The 15,357-nt window shown below is 67.5% G+C and carries 17 protein-coding genes and 1 tRNA gene; 17 read left to right on the top strand and 1 reads right to left on the bottom strand.

Annotated elements, in window-relative coordinates; genetic code table 11:
- Nucleotide 1: 1 nt before the first annotated feature.
- The 14 genes from V9G04_08050 to V9G04_07985 all read left to right on the top strand — a co-directional run bounded on the left by V9G04_08050 (nt 2) and on the right by V9G04_07985 (nt 11,034).
- A complete protein-coding gene (locus tag V9G04_08050; GenBank protein MEI2713240.1) occupies nt 2-1,273 on the top strand; it encodes a M20/M25/M40 family metallo-hydrolase in 1,272 nt (423 codons plus the stop codon).
- Between the two features lie 316 nt (nt 1,274-1,589).
- Nucleotides 1,590-2,498 carry a ParA family protein gene (locus tag V9G04_08045; GenBank protein MEI2713239.1) on the top strand — a complete coding sequence of 303 codons (909 nt, stop codon included), beginning with the start codon at nt 1,590-1,592 and terminating at the stop codon, nt 2,496-2,498.
- Nucleotides 2,471-2,821 carry a hypothetical protein gene (locus V9G04_08040; protein MEI2713238.1) on the top strand — a complete coding sequence of 117 codons (351 nt, stop codon included), beginning with the start codon at nt 2,471-2,473 and terminating at the stop codon, nt 2,819-2,821. Before V9G04_08045 ends, V9G04_08040 begins: the two co-directional genes overlap by 28 nt.
- Nucleotides 2,818-3,726: a segregation/condensation protein A gene (locus V9G04_08035; GenBank protein ID MEI2713237.1), complete on the top strand. Its 909-nt coding sequence runs from the start codon at nt 2,818-2,820 to the stop codon at nt 3,724-3,726. The genes V9G04_08040 and V9G04_08035 overlap by 4 nt, the downstream gene beginning before the upstream one ends.
- The gene (gene scpB / locus V9G04_08030; protein MEI2713236.1) at nt 3,723-4,469 is read left to right on the top strand and encodes an SMC-Scp complex subunit ScpB; all 747 of its coding nucleotides are present in this window, start codon (nt 3,723-3,725) and stop codon (nt 4,467-4,469) included. The genes V9G04_08035 and scpB overlap by 4 nt, the downstream gene beginning before the upstream one ends.
- Nucleotides 4,466-5,266, top strand: a complete 801-nt coding sequence (locus V9G04_08025; GenBank protein MEI2713235.1) for a pseudouridine synthase — start codon at nt 4,466-4,468, stop codon at nt 5,264-5,266. Before scpB ends, V9G04_08025 begins: the two co-directional genes overlap by 4 nt.
- A gap of 25 nt (nt 5,267-5,291) precedes the next feature.
- Complete coding sequence (gene aroH, locus V9G04_08020; GenBank protein ID MEI2713234.1) at nt 5,292-5,684, top strand: chorismate mutase; 393 nt, start codon at nt 5,292-5,294, stop codon at nt 5,682-5,684.
- Entirely contained in the window at nt 5,681-6,757 is a 1,077-nt protein-coding gene (locus tag V9G04_08015; protein ID MEI2713233.1) for a prephenate dehydrogenase, read from the top strand. Before aroH ends, V9G04_08015 begins: the two co-directional genes overlap by 4 nt.
- Nucleotides 6,758-6,768: 11 nt before the next feature.
- Nucleotides 6,769-7,455 carry a (d)CMP kinase gene (gene cmk / locus V9G04_08010; protein ID MEI2713232.1) on the top strand — a complete coding sequence of 229 codons (687 nt, stop codon included), beginning with the start codon at nt 6,769-6,771 and terminating at the stop codon, nt 7,453-7,455.
- The gene (locus V9G04_08005; GenBank protein ID MEI2713231.1) at nt 7,452-8,195 is read left to right on the top strand and encodes a lysophospholipid acyltransferase family protein; all 744 of its coding nucleotides are present in this window, start codon (nt 7,452-7,454) and stop codon (nt 8,193-8,195) included. The genes cmk and V9G04_08005 overlap by 4 nt, the downstream gene beginning before the upstream one ends.
- Nucleotides 8,192-9,538 carry a ribosome biogenesis GTPase Der gene (gene der, locus V9G04_08000; protein ID MEI2713230.1) on the top strand — a complete coding sequence of 449 codons (1,347 nt, stop codon included), beginning with the start codon at nt 8,192-8,194 and terminating at the stop codon, nt 9,536-9,538. Before V9G04_08005 ends, der begins: the two co-directional genes overlap by 4 nt.
- Before the next feature lie 54 nt (nt 9,539-9,592).
- Complete coding sequence (locus tag V9G04_07995; protein ID MEI2713229.1) at nt 9,593-9,811, top strand: hypothetical protein; 219 nt, start codon at nt 9,593-9,595, stop codon at nt 9,809-9,811.
- Nucleotides 9,812-9,917: 106 nt separating this feature from the next.
- Nucleotides 9,918-9,991 (top strand) — tRNA-Pro (locus tag V9G04_07990).
- Between the two features lie 239 nt (nt 9,992-10,230).
- Nucleotides 10,231-11,034: a phosphatase PAP2 family protein gene (locus V9G04_07985; protein ID MEI2713228.1), complete on the top strand. Its 804-nt coding sequence runs from the start codon at nt 10,231-10,233 to the stop codon at nt 11,032-11,034.
- On the opposite strand, the gene V9G04_07980 is transcribed toward V9G04_07985, so the two are convergent.
- Nucleotides 11,016-12,320 carry a DUF222 domain-containing protein gene (locus V9G04_07980; GenBank protein ID MEI2713227.1) on the bottom strand — a complete coding sequence of 435 codons (1,305 nt, stop codon included), beginning with the start codon at nt 12,318-12,320 and terminating at the stop codon, nt 11,016-11,018. The genes V9G04_07985 and V9G04_07980 overlap by 19 nt on opposite strands.
- 334 nt (nt 12,321-12,654) lie before the next feature.
- On the opposite strand from V9G04_07980, the gene V9G04_07975 reads away from it, so the two are divergent.
- The 3 genes from V9G04_07975 to V9G04_07965 are packed head-to-tail and all read left to right on the top strand — an operon-like array spanning nt 12,655 to nt 15,313.
- Nucleotides 12,655-12,876: a hypothetical protein gene (locus V9G04_07975; protein MEI2713226.1), complete on the top strand. Its 222-nt coding sequence runs from the start codon at nt 12,655-12,657 to the stop codon at nt 12,874-12,876.
- Nucleotides 12,877-12,924: 48 nt separating this feature from the next.
- Nucleotides 12,925-14,274 (top strand): hemolysin family protein, encoded by a 1,350-nt coding sequence (locus tag V9G04_07970; protein MEI2713225.1) that lies wholly within the window; start codon nt 12,925-12,927, stop codon nt 14,272-14,274.
- The gene (locus V9G04_07965) at nt 14,267-15,313 is read left to right on the top strand and encodes a hemolysin family protein (protein ID MEI2713224.1); all 1,047 of its coding nucleotides are present in this window, start codon (nt 14,267-14,269) and stop codon (nt 15,311-15,313) included. Before V9G04_07970 ends, V9G04_07965 begins: the two co-directional genes overlap by 8 nt.
- Nucleotides 15,314-15,357: the final 44 nt, after the last annotated feature.

The raw sequence follows: 15,357 nt of genomic DNA, 5'->3' as shown, positions 1-15,357 counted from the left end.
CGTGGACGGACTCACCCAACGCGAGGCCGCCGTGGTGGCGTCCCTGGACGAGCAGGCGCTCGTCGAGGATCTGGTGCAGTTGGTGCGGCGCCCGAGCGTGACAGGCACCGCCGAGGAATCCGAGCTCCAGCACCACCTGGCGCGGGAGTACGCGGCGTACGACCTGGACGTGGACTCGTGGCAGTTCGACCTGGAGGCGCTGACGACGGACCCGCGATTCCCGGGCACCGAAGTGCCGCGAGTCGAGGGCTACGGAATGGTCGCGCAGACCGGCCCGGGCACGCCCGCTCTGGTGCTGCAGGGCCACGTCGACGTGGTCCCTACCGGCGACCTGGCCAAGTGGCGCGATCGGGACCCATTCGGCGCGCGGATCGACGGTGCGGGAGTGCTGCATGGTCGCGGCGCGTGTGACATGAAGGCAGGTGTCGCGATCAACTCCGCGGTCATCCGCACGTTGCGCGCGGCCGGCGTACGACTCGAGCGCCCGCTGGCGGTGCACACCGTCGTCAGCGAGGAGGACGGTGGCCTCGGCGCCTTCGCGACGCTCGTACGCGGGCACGGCGGAGATGCGTGCGTGATCACCGAGCCCACCGGTGGGCGGTTGGTCACCGCGAACGCGGGCGCGTTGACGTTCCTGATCGAGGTGGACGGCCGTGCCGCCCACGGGTCGGCACGGCTTTCGGGCGTCAGCGCTTTCGAGGCGTTCTTGCCGTTGCACGCAGCACTCGCCGAGCTCGAACGCGAACGAAACGTCGATCGCGACGCGCTCTTCGGCGACAACGTGCTGCCGTACGGCATCTCGCTCGGGATCATCCGCACCGGCGACTGGGCCTCGTCGGTGCCGGATCGGCTGACTGCCGAGGGCCGACTGGGCGTACGCCTGGGCGAGGACGTCGCGCACGCCCGCGCGGCTCTCGAAGCTGCCCTTGCTGCGGCCGCACTCCGCGATCCCTGGCTGACCGACCACCCGCCACGGATCACCTGGCCGGGCGGCCAGTTCGCCTCCGGACGCCTCGCCGACGACGATCCGCTGATCACGGACGTGGCGGCGGCCGTCGAGTCCGTGCATGGCCTGCGTCCGGCGCCCGCGGCGGGTGCGTACGGCAGTGATCTGCGGTTGATGATCGGTATCGGGGGAATCCCGACCCTGCAGTACGGTCCGGGACGGGTGGAGGACGCCCACTCGCCACGCGATCAGGTCAGCATCGACGAGACGTTGGCGATCGCGCGCTCGCTGCTCGTACTGGCGATTCGGCGCTGCGGCGGGCACTGAATCGGTCGTCGCGACTCCACAGGTGTGTCCACAGCCGAGGGCTCGCCTGTGCAGAGACCGCGCGTGACCATGAACAGATTCGGCATGCCCGCTGGGGGTTACCGGACTTGTGTTGTGACCGCGTTCTCGGCGGCCCTAGAGTCACCGACGGCAAGGCGAGAAGTCGCCGTGTCGACAAAGACCAGACGAGGACGAGGGGTCCCAGATGAGTGGTGTCGGTGGCGCGCCGTACGGTGGAGGCGGTTCGGTCGGTACGGGTGGTGCAGCGCCAGCGATGCCCCCGCGCGCGACTGTGCCGACTTCACAGATCCCCGACGTGAGTGAGCCTGTCGTGAGCGACCCCGTGCCCTTCCCCGTGCCTGATTCCGAGCCCAAGCTGGGGCCGACGGGGCGCCCAATCCCGGTGTTGCCCGACCCCGCGCCGTTGACCCAGCACGGCAACGCCCGGGTGATCTCGATGTGCAACCAGAAGGGCGGGGTCGGCAAGACGACCACGACCATCAATCTGGGCGCGGCGCTGGCCGAGTTCGGCCGCAAGGTGCTGCTCGTCGACTTCGACCCCCAGGGGTCGCTGTCGGTCGGCTTGGGCCTCAACCCGCACGACATGGAACTCAGCATCTACAACTTGTTGATGGAGCGCGACGTCGCGTTGTCCGAGGTCGTCGTCCCCACCGGCATCGAGGGCATGGATCTGCTCCCGAGCAACATCGACCTCTCCGCCGCCGAGGTGCAGTTGGTGCACGAGGTCGCTCGTGAGCAGACCCTCCAGCGTGTGCTCGCTCCTGCGCTGGCCGACTATGACGTGATTCTGATCGACTGCCAGCCCTCGCTCGGCCTGCTCACGGTGAACGCCCTGACCGCCTCCGACGGGGTCATCGTGCCCCTGGAGTGCGAATACTTCGCGCTGCGCGGTGTCGCCCTGCTCAAGACGACGATCGACAAGGTTCGGGAGCGGCTCAACCCCAAGCTGGAGATCGACGGCGTGCTCGGCACGATGTTCGACGGTCGCACACTGCACGGTCGGGAGGTGATGGAGCGGTTGGTCCAGGCGTGGGGTGACAAGGTCTTCCACACGGTGATCCGACGCACCGTGAAGTTCTCTGACTCCACGGTGGCGGGCGAGCCGATCACGACGTACGCCTCGACCTCGGCCGGCGCGACGGCCTACCGCGACCTCGCCAAGGAGGTGCTCGCCAGATGTCAGGACGAGCCTCGCGACGCGTGAGCCTGCCGTCGGCCGACGACCTGTTCCGGCCCACGGACGCGGCCGAGTCGGCGCCTGCGCCCGTACGTGCCGTTCCCGACGCGGCCGAGCCCACGCCCACCAAGCGCCCGAGCGGTCGAGTGCGCCACGACGAGAAGATGACCGTCTACGTCACCTCGGCCGAACTCCTCGAGTTGGAGCAGGCACGCCTGTCCATGCGGGCGCGCCACGGCCTCGCCATCGACCGGGGTCGCTTGGTCCGCGAGGCGATCTCGTTGGTGTTGGCCGACTATGAGGAGCACGGCGAGGAGAGCGCGCTCGTACGACGGCTGATCGAGGGATGACCCAGCCAGGCACCGCGCAGACGGCCTTGGCGGGGGAGCCGGGTGCAGCAGCTCCGGCATTCGCCGTGCACCTCGACAACTTCGAGGGTCCCTTCGACCTGCTGTTGAGCCTGATCTCCAAGCACAAACTCGACATCACCGAGGTGTCGCTGTCGCGGGTGACCGATGAGTTCATTGGTCACGTCAAGGCGCTCGGACCCACGTGGGACCTGGAACAGACGACCTCCTTCCTGCTGGTGGCCTCCACGCTGCTCGACCTGAAGGCTGCGCGGCTGCTGCCCCAAGGCGACGTGGAGGACGAGGAGGACCTGGCTCTGCTGGAGGCGCGAGACCTGCTGTTCGCCCGGTTGTTGCAATACAAGGCGTTCAAGCAGGTTGCCGGTTCGTTCGAGTCCCGACTGGCGGCCGAAGCCAAGCGACACCCGCGTGCAGTGGGCCTCGAAGAGCGGTTCGCGACCCTGCTGCCGGAGGTGCTGATCGGGATCGGGCTCGAGCAGTTCGCTCAGTTGGCGGCGAAGGCGTTGGAGCCCAAGCCGGTGCTCGAACTGTCCCTGCAGCACATCCACGCCGCGCAGGTGTCCGTACGCGATCAGGCGGCGCTGATCGTCGAGCGGTTGCGCCGCTTTGGCACCCAGACCTTCCGGGCTCTGTGCGGCGACTCGCCCGACAGACTGACCACGGTCGCGCGCTTCCTCGCCCTGCTCGAGCTCTTTCGCGAGGGCGCGGTCGGTTTCGAGCAACTGACGCCTTTGGGCGAACTCACCGTGAGATGGACAGGCAGCGAGGAGGGTGAGGTCGAGATCGAGGACGACTACGACCTGCTGCCCGGCACCGAACCAGCGCCCGAGGGTGAGGCCACCCCCGGACCCGACGAGGCTCCCAGCGAGCCGGAGGAACGAGCATGACTGAGACCCCTCACTCCGAGGATCTTGAGCCCGAGGTCAACACCGATCAGGACGCAGCCTCTGACGGGCACACCTTGGGGGACACCTTGGACGTCGCCCTGGTAGACCCGGAGTCGCTGGCGCCTTCGCTCGAAGCACTCCTCATGGTCGCCGACCAGCCCTTGGACGAGAGCACCTTGGCCGCCACCGTCGGTTTTCCCGTGCCCGAGGTGCAGGCTGCTTTGCGCGCTTTGGCCGGGGAGTACGACGCCCAAGGTCGCGGCTTCGAGTTGCGCAATGTCGCGGGCGGTTGGCGTTACTACACCCGCGAGGACTTCGCTCCGGTCGTGGAGAAGTTCGTGCTTGACGGCCAACAGGCCCGACTGACGCAGGCGGCCCTGGAGACGCTGGCGGTGGTGGCCTACAAGCAGCCGGTCTCGCGGGCACGGGTGTCGGCCGTACGCGGGGTCAACGTCGATGGCGTGATGCGTACGCTGTTGACGCGCGGACTGGTAGAAGAGGCCGGCCATGACGGGGAGCATGGCGCGACGCTCTATCGCACCAGTTCCTATTTCCTGGAGCGGATGGGTGTGACCTCCTTGGACGACCTGCCGGAGCTGGCGCCCTACCTTCCCGATCTGGACGACTTGGAGGACGAACTCGGTGCAGTGCTCGCCAGCACACCCGAGCCGACCGTCCCGGATCAGGCTGCCCCGGATCAGGCTGCCCCGGATCAGGGTGCCTCGGATCGGGGTGCCGAGTGAAACCCCACGATCAAAAAGACGAGCATCCCGCCTCCGATCGACCCAAGCCCGATGAGGACGGACTCATCCGGCTGCAGAAGCTGCTCGCGCAATCGGGAGTGGCCTCGCGGCGCAAGTGTGAAGAGTTGATGCTCGCCGGACTTGTCGAGGTCGACGGGGAAGTCGTGACCCGATTGGGCACCAAGGTCGATCCGGCTAACGCTGTCGTGCGGGTCGAGGGGCGGCGACTGCCGCCGATCAGCCAGCACGTCTACCTGGTGCTCAACAAGCCCCGCGGAGTGGTCTCGACGATGTCGGACCCCGACGGCCGCCGGAACCTGGGCGATCTGGTGAAGGACCGCCCTGAGCGCCTTTTCCACGTCGGTCGCCTCGACACCGACACTTCCGGGCTGATCATCTTGACCAACGACGGTGACTTCGCCCAGCACCTGGCGCATCCGTCGCACGAGGTCGACAAGACCTATGTCGCTGAGGTCGAGGGTGAGGTGCACATCCGTACGATCCGCGCACTCCTCAAGGGCGTCACGCTCGACGACGGACCGGTCACGGTGTCGCGCGCCAAGGTGCTCGGCGGTGATCCGCGCAAGGACGCGGCCAATCGCTCGATCGTCGAACTGACCATCCATGAAGGCCGAAACCGCATCGTGCGTCGGCTGTTGGAGCACGTCGGCCATCCGGTGCGTCGCCTGACCCGTACGCAGATCGGTCCCCTGACGTTGCAACGGCTGGCGCCCGGGGAGTTGCGCGAACTCTCCGTGACCGAACTGGGCGCACTGATGGACGGTGTCGGTCTCTGAGCCGGCGCCTCCCTATCCTTCTGCTATGCCAGTCAGAGCCGTACGCGGAGCCACCCAACTGGAACGCGACGAACGCGACCACTTGTTGGAGCGTGTCGCTGAGATGGTCTCGGACGTGATGACGTCCAACGGACTCACCACCGACGACTTCATCTCGGTCGTCTTCACCTCGACCAGCGACCTGGTCAGCGAGTTTCCCGCGTACGCCGCTCGCGGGCTCGGGTTCACCGACGTGCCGCTGATGTGCGCGGCCGAACTGGAGATCGAGGGGTCGATGCCGCGAGTCGTACGCATGCTCGCCCACGTGGAGTCCGACCTGCCGCGCGGAGACATCACCCACTGCTACCTGCACGGCGCGGCGAGCCTGCGTCGTGACCTCAGTCGCGTGCATGAGGTGGTCGACGGGCCCGAGGCGTGAACGCACCGCTGGCCGGCCCGGTCCTGGTCGTCGGCACCGGACTGGTGGGCACGTCGATCGCGTTGGCGCTTCGCGCTCAGGGTGTGGAGGTGCTGCTGGAGGACCGGGACCCCCAACACGTACGCACGGCTCATCAACTCGACGCCGGGCGTCCGCTGGTGGAAGGGGACCGACCGCAGGTCGTGGTGGTGGCCGTGCCTCCTGACCATCTCGGCGCGACGATCGCGGACGCGCTCGGCCGCTTCGAGGACGCCTCGGTCACTGATGTGGGCAGCGTCAAGGTCGCCCCCCTCGCCTATGTGGCAGCGAAGGTGCCCGCGGAGTGGTTGGCCAGGTACGTCGGATCGCACCCGATGGCCGGCTCAGAACGCTCCGGTCCGTTGGCTGCTACGCACACCCTCTTCGAGGGTCGCCCGTGGGCGGTCACCCCCCACGAGTCGGCCGACCTCGCAGCGATCGAGTTAGTCACAGCCGTCGCCGAGTTGGCGGGTGCCGCGGTGGTCATGCTGCGACCAGAGGAGCACGACGCCGCCGTCGCGCGGATCTCGCACCTGCCGCATCTGATGTCGGTGCTCGTCGCGGGACGACTTGCCTCCGCTCCGGCGGACGAACTTGCTCTCGCCGGCCAGGGCGTACGCGACGTCACCAGGATCGCGGCTTCCGATCCGACCTTGTGGCGCCAGATCGTGGCCGCGAACGCGGTGCCGGTGCTCTGTCTTCTGCGAGAGTTGCGTGAGGATCTCGATGCGCTGATGCAGGCTGTCGAGAACGGGTCGACCGATGCGCTCACCCAACTCCTGGTTCAAGGTGTCAGCGGAACGCAGCAGATCCCGGGCAAGCACGGAGGCCCGACCCGCGAGAGCGCCACGGTCTTCGTGTCGATCCCTGACCAACCCGGGGCCCTCGCCCGACTTTTCGCCGACGCGGGGGAGAGTGGCGTCAACATCGAGGACGTACGCATCGATCACGACCCGGGGCGCGACACCGGTCTGGTCGAACTCGGCGTCGAGGCCAGCTATGCGAAGACTCTCCTGGACGCGTTGGAATCGAAGGGCTGGGTGACCCACCGGTAGGATCTTCGGTCGTGTGCTCTGCTGCTGCCGACGATCGTGCCCCCGGTCTGATCATCGCGATCGACGGTCCCTCCGGGTCGGGCAAGAGCAGCACGTCGCGCGGCGTCGCCGAGCGCCTCGGGCTGCGCTACCTCGACACCGGTGCGATGTTTCGAGCCATCACCTGGTGGATGTTGGAGCACGGCGTCGACATCCAGGACCCGGACGCGATCGCACGACGCGTGCACGAGCCGGTGCTCGAGTCGGGCACGGACCCCCGCGATCCGGCCATCCACGTGGACGGTCGCGACGTGGGAGTGGAGATCCGTGGCGAGGAGGTCACCGGTGCGGTCAGTCCCGTGGCCGCCGTTCCAGCCGTCCGGGCGCGGCTGCTCGCACTGCAGCGCGAGATCATCGGCGCCGGTCAGATCGTGGTCGAGGGACGCGACATCGGCTCGGTGGTCGCTCCCGAGGCGCGGGTGAAGGTCTATCTCAGCGCCGACGCCGCCGCACGTGCCGCCCGTCGGGCGTTGGAGGAGGGGGGTGCGGACGTGGCCGCGACCCAGGAATCACTCCTCAGCCGTGACGAGATCGACTCCTCCCGGGCGACCGCCCCTCTGACCATGGCCGATGGTTCGGTCCACATCGACTCCACCTTCCTGACGTTGGACGAGGTCATCGCGCAGATCGTGGCCCTGACCGGAGAGTCCGGCCCGTGACGTCGTACGACGGCCTGCCGCGCATCGACGCGATCGCGCACCCCAGCACCGGCGCGCTGACGCGGCTACGTCCGGCCGCGCTGCGGTTGCTGAAGAGCTATTACGACCTGCGTACGCACCACGCCGACCGCGTTCCGCTCGCCGGGCCGGTGATCATGGCGCCCAACCACGTCGGCTGGTGGGACGGACCGCTGCTCGCGACCGTGTCGCCTCGGCCGGTGCACGCGCTGACCAAGCAGGAGATGTTCCGCGGACCCATGGGGCCTTTCCTGCGCTGGGCCGGACAGATCTCCCTCGATCGGCGCAACCCCGATCCGGGTGCGGTCAAGGCATGTCTGCGAGTGCTGACGGAAGGCGGAGCCGCCGGAATCTTCCCCGAGGGCACCCGCGGCGACGGTGAGTTGTCACGTATCAATCGCGGTGCTGCCTACCTGGCTCTGGTCAGCGGTGCCCCGGTGGTGCCAGTGCAGTTCTTCGGCACCCGGCTCCCCGGTGCTGGGAGCCGGTCTCGTCCACCGCGCGGCACCCGTGTGGATGTGTCGTTCGGCATGCCCTGGCGCACCGCCGCGCGCCCGTGGCCGCGGACGAAGTCCGTGGTCGAAGACAGCACCGAGGCCTTGCGACAGCATCTGGTCCGATGCCTCGACAATGCCAAGGCCGAGACGCGACTCAACCTGCCCGGCCCGCTTCCCGAGGGTGACAAAGAGGCAGCCCTCGCCAAAGAACAGGACGTCTTGTGACCGACCCCCACACCGAATCGAACGGCGTCGCCACGCCTGTGCTCGCAGTCGTAGGCCGCCCCAACGTCGGCAAGTCGACCCTGGTCAACCGGATCATCGGGCGGCGCGAGGCCGTGGTGCAAGACATTCCGGGCGTGACTCGCGACCGGGTCTCCTATGACGCCAACTGGAACGGGCGCGCCTTCACAGTCGTCGACACCGGCGGCTGGGACCCCGACGCGCGCGGCCTCGCCGAGCGGATCAAGGCCCAGGCCGAGATTGCGGTCTCTCTTGCCGACGCGGTGCTCTTCGTGGTGGATGCGACCGTCGGCATCACCGACGCCGACGAGGCTGTCGTACGGGTGCTCCGGCGCTCGGGCAAACCGGTCGTTCTGGCGGCCAACAAGGTCGACGATCTGCGCACGGAGACCGAGGCTGCGGCACTGTGGAATTTGGGCCTGGGGGAGCCGCAACCCGTCTCGGCGCTGCACGGCCGTGGCTCCGGAGATCTGCTTGATGCGATCTTGGGGGCGCTGCCGGAGACGCCCGAGGTGTCGTACGAGGAGGTCGGCGGTCCCCGGCGGATCGCGATCGTGGGCAAGCCCAACGTCGGCAAGTCGTCGCTGCTCAACAAGTTGGCAGGGGAGGAGCGGGTGGTCGTCGACAACGTGGCCGGGACCACGGTCGACCCGGTCGACGAACTCGTCGAGATTGGTGGCGAGGTCTGGCGATTCATCGACACCGCCGGCATCCGCAAGCGGGTCAAGGAGGCGTCGGGCCACGAGTACTACGCGTCGCTGCGCACGACCACGGCGATCGACCGCGCCGAAGTCGCGGTTCTCGTGCTGGACGCGGGCCAGTCGCTCTCGGAGCAGGACGTACGGATCCTGCAGACCGTGCGTGAGGCCGGTCGTGCCCTGGTGATCGCGTTCAACAAGTGGGATCTGGTCGACGAGGAGCGGCGTCACTATCTGGAGCGTGAGATCGAGCGTGATCTCGTACAGGTCCAGTGGGCGCCCCGGATCAACATCACCGCGCGCACCGGCTGGCACATCGACCGACTGGTCCCCGCGCTCAATCGGGCGATCGAGGGATGGGAGACACGAATCTCCACGGGATCCCTCAATGCGTTCCTGGGGCGCCTGGTCGCCGAACACCCACACCCGGTGCGCTCGGGCAAGCAGGCGAAGATCCTTTTCGGCACCCAAACGTCGATTGCGCCTCCGACGTTCGTGTTGTTCACCTCGGGCAAGCTCGACGCGTCGTACGAGCGCTTCATGGAGCGACGCCTGCGCGAGCAGTTCGGTTTCGTCGGGACGCCGATCGTCCTGCAGCAACGTCCTCGGGAGAAGCGGAAGCGCTGACGATGTGTTTCGTTGGCTTTGTGTGGTTCTGACTGTGCATCAGGGCGTGGCCAAATGGGGGAGGCGCCCGATGCCGCGCCCGCGCTGGCAACCTCCGGGCCGTGCCCGGTGGAGTGGTACGCCGAATCGGTGCTCGATCAAACCAACGCGACCAGCAGCACCACCGGTTTCACGGCCACCGTCGGCGACGCAGCAGCGACCACAAACCCGGGCGTGATGCAGGTGCAGCATTGGTGTGGCGCAGGCACCTCGGTGCGGGCGACATGTTCGTGACGCAGATGGAGATGACGGCCACCACCCTGGCCTGCTGAGCCGACTCGCGCCCCGGATTCTTCACCGTCGGGACGCTGCGATAGTGTTCACCCGCCCCACGGGGCATCGGGCTGTGGCGCAGTTTGGTAGCGCACTTGACTGGGGGTCAAGGGGTCGCAGGTTCAAATCCTGTCAGCCCGACAAGTAAAACCGCAGGTCAGAGGCTGTTTTCTCCAGAATCGGAGAGGCAGCCTCTCCCTCGTTTTTGGGGTTTGACCGCCACTCTGACAACCAGATCTGACACCGCTAGCCTTCCGCCGACCGTTCGACATCAGGGTTCGAGCCCCTTTTCCCCCGGGCTGTCCCCAACCAGAAGACGAGGGTTGATCCGGGTGCATCACCTGATGCCAAGGGCGGGTCGGAGTTGATGTCATCGGACGATGGCCCCGACGCTCCTGATCGACCGCCCCGCTGTGCTCGAAGACTCGCCTGCGCGGACGGCGCCTGGGGTCCTGTCCTCGAAACGGGTGTATCTGCGCGAGGCGGTCCTGCTGGGGCTTGCCGTGGCGGTCTACTTCGGTGTCCGCAGTCTCACGGCCGGCGATCATGCACAGGCGGCAAACAACGCCTGGGACATCGTCGCGCTCGAACAGCGCCTGGGCATATTTCACGAACTCGACCTGCAAAGATGGGCGCTGGGGATCGCGGGCCTGGAACGGGTGATGAACGCGATCTACATCTACGGCCACTGGCCGGTCATCTTCACTGTCCTCGTCTGGCTGGGCCGACGCCGACCTTCGGCGTACGTGGTCTACCGCAACGCCCTCCTGATCTCCGGAGTCGTGGGCATGCTGATCGTGGCGTTGTACCCGGTCGCGCCGCCACGGCTAATGGACCTCGGGTTCGTCGACACCGTCACGTTGAACACCGAGGCCTACCGTGTGCTGCAGCCGCCCGCCTTTACCAACCCGTACGCCGCGATGCCGAGCTTCCACGTCGGGTGGGACCTGCTCGTCGGCATCGCTCTTGTTCGCGAGGGCCGCTCGGCCTGGGTCCGGGCAGTCGGGAGGCTGATCCCAGTTCTCATGATCACCGCGGTGGTCCTCACCGGAAACCACTACTTCCTCGACGCGATCGCGGGAGATCTCATCGTCCTCGTGTCCCTCGCGTTAAGTCGCGGGGCAGGGCAGCCGGGCAGGCGGGGGAGAGATGTGCCGCGACGCTCCTATCTGCGTCGGTGGTAGCGGATGGTGCCGTCGGGCAACCGATCGTGGTCGTAATCCTCGTCGTGGGCTCGTTGGTGATGGTGGTGACACAGCAACACCGCGTTGTCGAGGCTGGTAGGCCCGCCTGCCTGCCAAGGGATCCAGTGGTGGGCTTCGGCCCAGGTGCCGGGGATCGTGCAGCCTGCTGCTCTGCAGGTCTGATCTCGCAGGAGCAGGGCTCGTCGCTGGGCTGCGGTGAACAGGCGTTGGGCCCGGCCGAGGTCAAGCACCTCCGATGCGCCACCCAGGAGGGTGGGGATGAGGGTGGCGCTGCAGGCCAGCCTGCGTACTTCGCCTGCACTTATGCGGTCGGCCGTGACGTTGTCGCCCGGGAGGGCCGACGCGGCGACGATCTCGCCGATGCCGAGTCCGGTACGCAAGGCGTCGAGGTCGATCTTGATCACGACTGTGGTCGCGTCACCTCCGTGCAGGGGAAGTCGCGACGGGTCGAGCGACTCCAAGAGTTGGACGAACGCCTCGCCGAGTCGGCGGGGATGGGTGAGCCGGGCGAGGGGGTCGCCGCCGTGTTCGGGGGAGGCGCCCACGATGCGGTCGGGGAGCTCGTCGGGGTTCTTGCGCGGGTTGGTGAACGCGTCAAGGAAGGTGGCGAGCCGAGTGGCGGACGCGTCGGGGATCAAGCCGGAGAGTCGGGTGGTGCCATCGCCGAGTCGGCGCAACCGGAGTCGGGTCTTTGCCGCTGCCGCGCGCTCCAGGCGTTCAAGTCTCTTGCGTTCGGCTTCCTCGGCGATCTCGGGGGCGAGCACCTCGATTAGATGCGACCCCAGCCGGCGCAGGTCCGCAGGGTCGTGATCGGCACACAAGCCGACGAGGTGGGCCTCGGCCTTGGGCAACAACTCGGGCGGCAGGTCGTCAGGCAGAGCATCGAGCACGGACGCGACCACGTGCGCCTGCGCCGGATTGACCCCACCTGACGCCATTCCCGCCGCCACCAGCCCATAACGGCGGTCGAGAGCTTGGGCCAGTCGCTGCGCTGCGCGGGCCTCGTCTCGCCGCAACCGAGCCTCGGCGGCCCACCAGTCAGCGCCATCGCGAAACGCCGTGTCTGCAGCCACTTCGCCCGCGGTGGCGAGCACCCGCAGCGTCAACTCGTGCAGCGACGACGCAGCAGAGGTCAACTGCACCAACGCGGTCTGCTTGTCTGCCGGAGACATGAACGTCGCGTTCGTGGCCGCAACCGAAGCCAGTGTCGTACGGATCAACTCGGCCGCCCCGAGGATGGGATGCATGCCAGGTGTGGTGGACATCTGGACCGGCCTCCCTCCAAGGACGACAAGGCGCAAGCGGGCGTGCTTGTGCTTCAGCGTCGAAGGGGGGCCGGTTCTCACGGCACAATTACGGGCGACCTCACAACTCGCGACGACAGCCCCGGGATTGCGCACTGGTGACTGGTCCTGGTGGCCCTGTCAGGCTGATGTGGCGTATCGCCCACTCTATCGAACGCATGAGCGAATAGCAAGGTGTGAAGTGCAAGGAGTAGCCGAAAGTGGAGTGCGGGCGAGGTGGGACCCGGACTGCGGTGCGGCGTGTCCCCTCACGGGTGAGGCGAAAGTGCGACCCGGTGCGGCACTCTTGAGGGCTATGAGGAAACTTCTCGGCCTGGCGCTCATCATCTGGCTGTTGATCGGGGGAGCCGCGGCGTTCCAGCGCGGCTACTTGGACAACTCGAGCGAGCGCGGCTGCGCCGAGTTGGGCACGATCGGCCTCACAGTGCTGGCCGGACCCCTGAACTACACGGGACTGAACCCGCAGATCGAGAAGTGCAAGACCCCGGACGTGAAGGTGCCCGAACCCTCCGAGTGACGTCCGAATGCGTACGTCTGGCGCCGCACCACTAGAGTTCGCGCCACGATGACCGCTCTGATCCTGCTCGTCATCTCGTTGGCGATGATCGCGTTGTGCGGGGTCTTCGTCGCCGCTGAGTTCGCGTTCGTCACCGTCGACCGTACGGCCGTGGCTCGCGCGGCAGAAGCGGGAGACGCGAGGGCGGCGGGTGTTCAGCGCGCGCTGCGACAACTCTCCACACAACTCTCGGGCGCACAGGTCGGCATCACCGTCACCAACCTGGCCATCGGTTTCCTTGCCGAGCCCGCCATCGCCACCCTGATCGGTCCAGCGCTGGGCAGTGCGGGGATCCCCGACACGATGGTGCCCGGCATCGCCGTCGCGGTGGGCCTGACTCTGAGCACCGCGCTGACCATCATCTTCGGCGAGTTGGTGCCCAAGAATCTCGCGATCGCCAGGCCGTACGAGACCGCGATGGCGACGCAGGCCTTCTCGCGGATCTTCACCACGGTCAACGCCATCCCGATCCGCTTTCTCAACGGCTCTGCCAACACGATCGTGCGGCGCTTGGGCGTGGAGCCTCAAGAAGAATTGCGTTCGGCACGCAGTTCGCAAGAACTCGCCAGCCTGATCGCGCACTCGGGCGAGCAGGGCACCCTTGATGCGAGCACCGCGGTGTTGATGGGGCGGTCTGTCGAGTTCGGCACGCGTACGGCAGGCGAGATCATGACCCCGCGGGTTCGCACGCATAGCCTGGACGTGGGCGATCGCGTCGTCAGCGTCATCGAGTTGGCCAGGGCCACCGGACACAGTCGATTCCCCGTGCTGGACAACGAGGAGGTCGTCGGCACCGTCCATCTCAAACACGCGGTCGCCGTGCCGCTCGGCGACCGCGCGACGTCGCGGGTCAAACACATCATGGCCAGGCCGATCGTCGTGCCCGACTCGCTGCGGCTCGACCCGCTGCTCACCCTCCTGCGCGCGGATGGTTTCCAGCTCGCCGTCGTCCTCGACGAGTACGCCGGTTTCGCGGGCATCGTCACGCTGGAGGACGCGGTCGAGGAGATCCTGGGCGACATCGCGGACGAACACGACCGGCTGGGCAGCCGAGCCTTCCGACTGCGCGACGGAGGCTGGTCCATCTCAGGACTGCTGCGTCCCGACGAAGTACAGGACGTCAGCGGCATCGCGCTTCCCGAGCACGAGGACTACGACACGGTCGCAGGCCTGGTGCTTCGTACGCTCGGGCGCTTGCCGCGCCCCGGTGACGTCGCCGAAGTGCCGTTGCCGGATCTGCTCGCTGACGAGATCCAACAGCGCGCCGAGACGGCTCGAACCGCCCTGCTTGAGGTGGTCCGGATGGACGGCCTGCGCGTGGACCGACTTGCCTTGCGCATCAGGCGCGACCATGAGTGACACCGGCGCGGTGTTCCTCGCGCTCGCACTGTTGCTGGGCAACGCCTTCTTCGTGGGTGCCGAGTTCGCGCTGCTCTCGGCTCGACGCAGCCAGATCGAACCCCATGCCCAGGCGGGATCCCGACTCGCGCGGACCACCCTGCGCGCGATGGAGAACATCTCGTTGGTGATCGGTGTCAACCAACTCGGCATCACCGTGTGCAGCCTGGTCCTCGGTGCGGTCGGCGAACCGGCGGTCGCGCACCTGCTCGAACCGTTGCTGCACCGTCTGCACCTGCCCGAGGCCGCGCTGCACCCGGTGTCGTTCGCCGTGGCGATGTCGATCGTGGTCTACCTCCACGTCGTGATGGGGGAGATGGTGCCGAAGAACATCGCCCTCGCTGGCCCTGAGCGCGCCGCGATGATCCTGGGGCCTGCAGTGTGGGGCATCGTCACCGTGCTGCGTCCCCTCGTGCGGCTGATCGACGCGTGCGCGCGCGGCGTCTTGAGACTCGTGGGTGTGCAGATGCAAGGGGAGGTCAGCTCGACCTTCACTCGCGAACAGGTCGCGGCCCTGGTCGAGGAGTCGCGTGGCGAAGGACTGCTTGCGGACGAGGAGTACGGCCGGCTCACCGGCGCTCTCGGGTTCGCCGACAAGACGGTGGACAGCGTACGACTGCCTCTCGACGAGTTGACCGTGATCTCGCGCGGCAGCACCCCTGAGCAGGTGGAGGAACTGTGCGCGACGACGGGTTTCAGTCGCTTCCCGGTTTCGGGGCCTGACGGGATGCTGCTCGGGTATCTGCACATCAAGGACGTCATCGAGACGACGCCGCAGCGGCGTACGCGCATCATCGACGACAAGTGGGTCCGCCCCTTCGCCGCTGTCCGGGACAGCGACCTGCTCCACGACGCGTTGGGCACACTGCGCCGGCGGGGCGCACATCTGGGACAGGTCGTCGACGACAAGGGCGCGGTGACGGGGCTGGTCACCTTGGAGGACATCATCGAGGAACTCGTCGGCGAGATTCGCGATGCCGCGCATCACGATGATCAGTGATCGGGTGCGGACGCCAGCCAGGTGATCACGTCAACTGGACCGCT

It is taken from the genome of Nocardioides sp. (assembly GCA_037045645.1).
GTDB lineage: Bacteria > Actinomycetota > Actinomycetes > Propionibacteriales > Nocardioidaceae > Nocardioides.
This window is presented reverse-complemented; position numbering and strand designations above follow the sequence as displayed.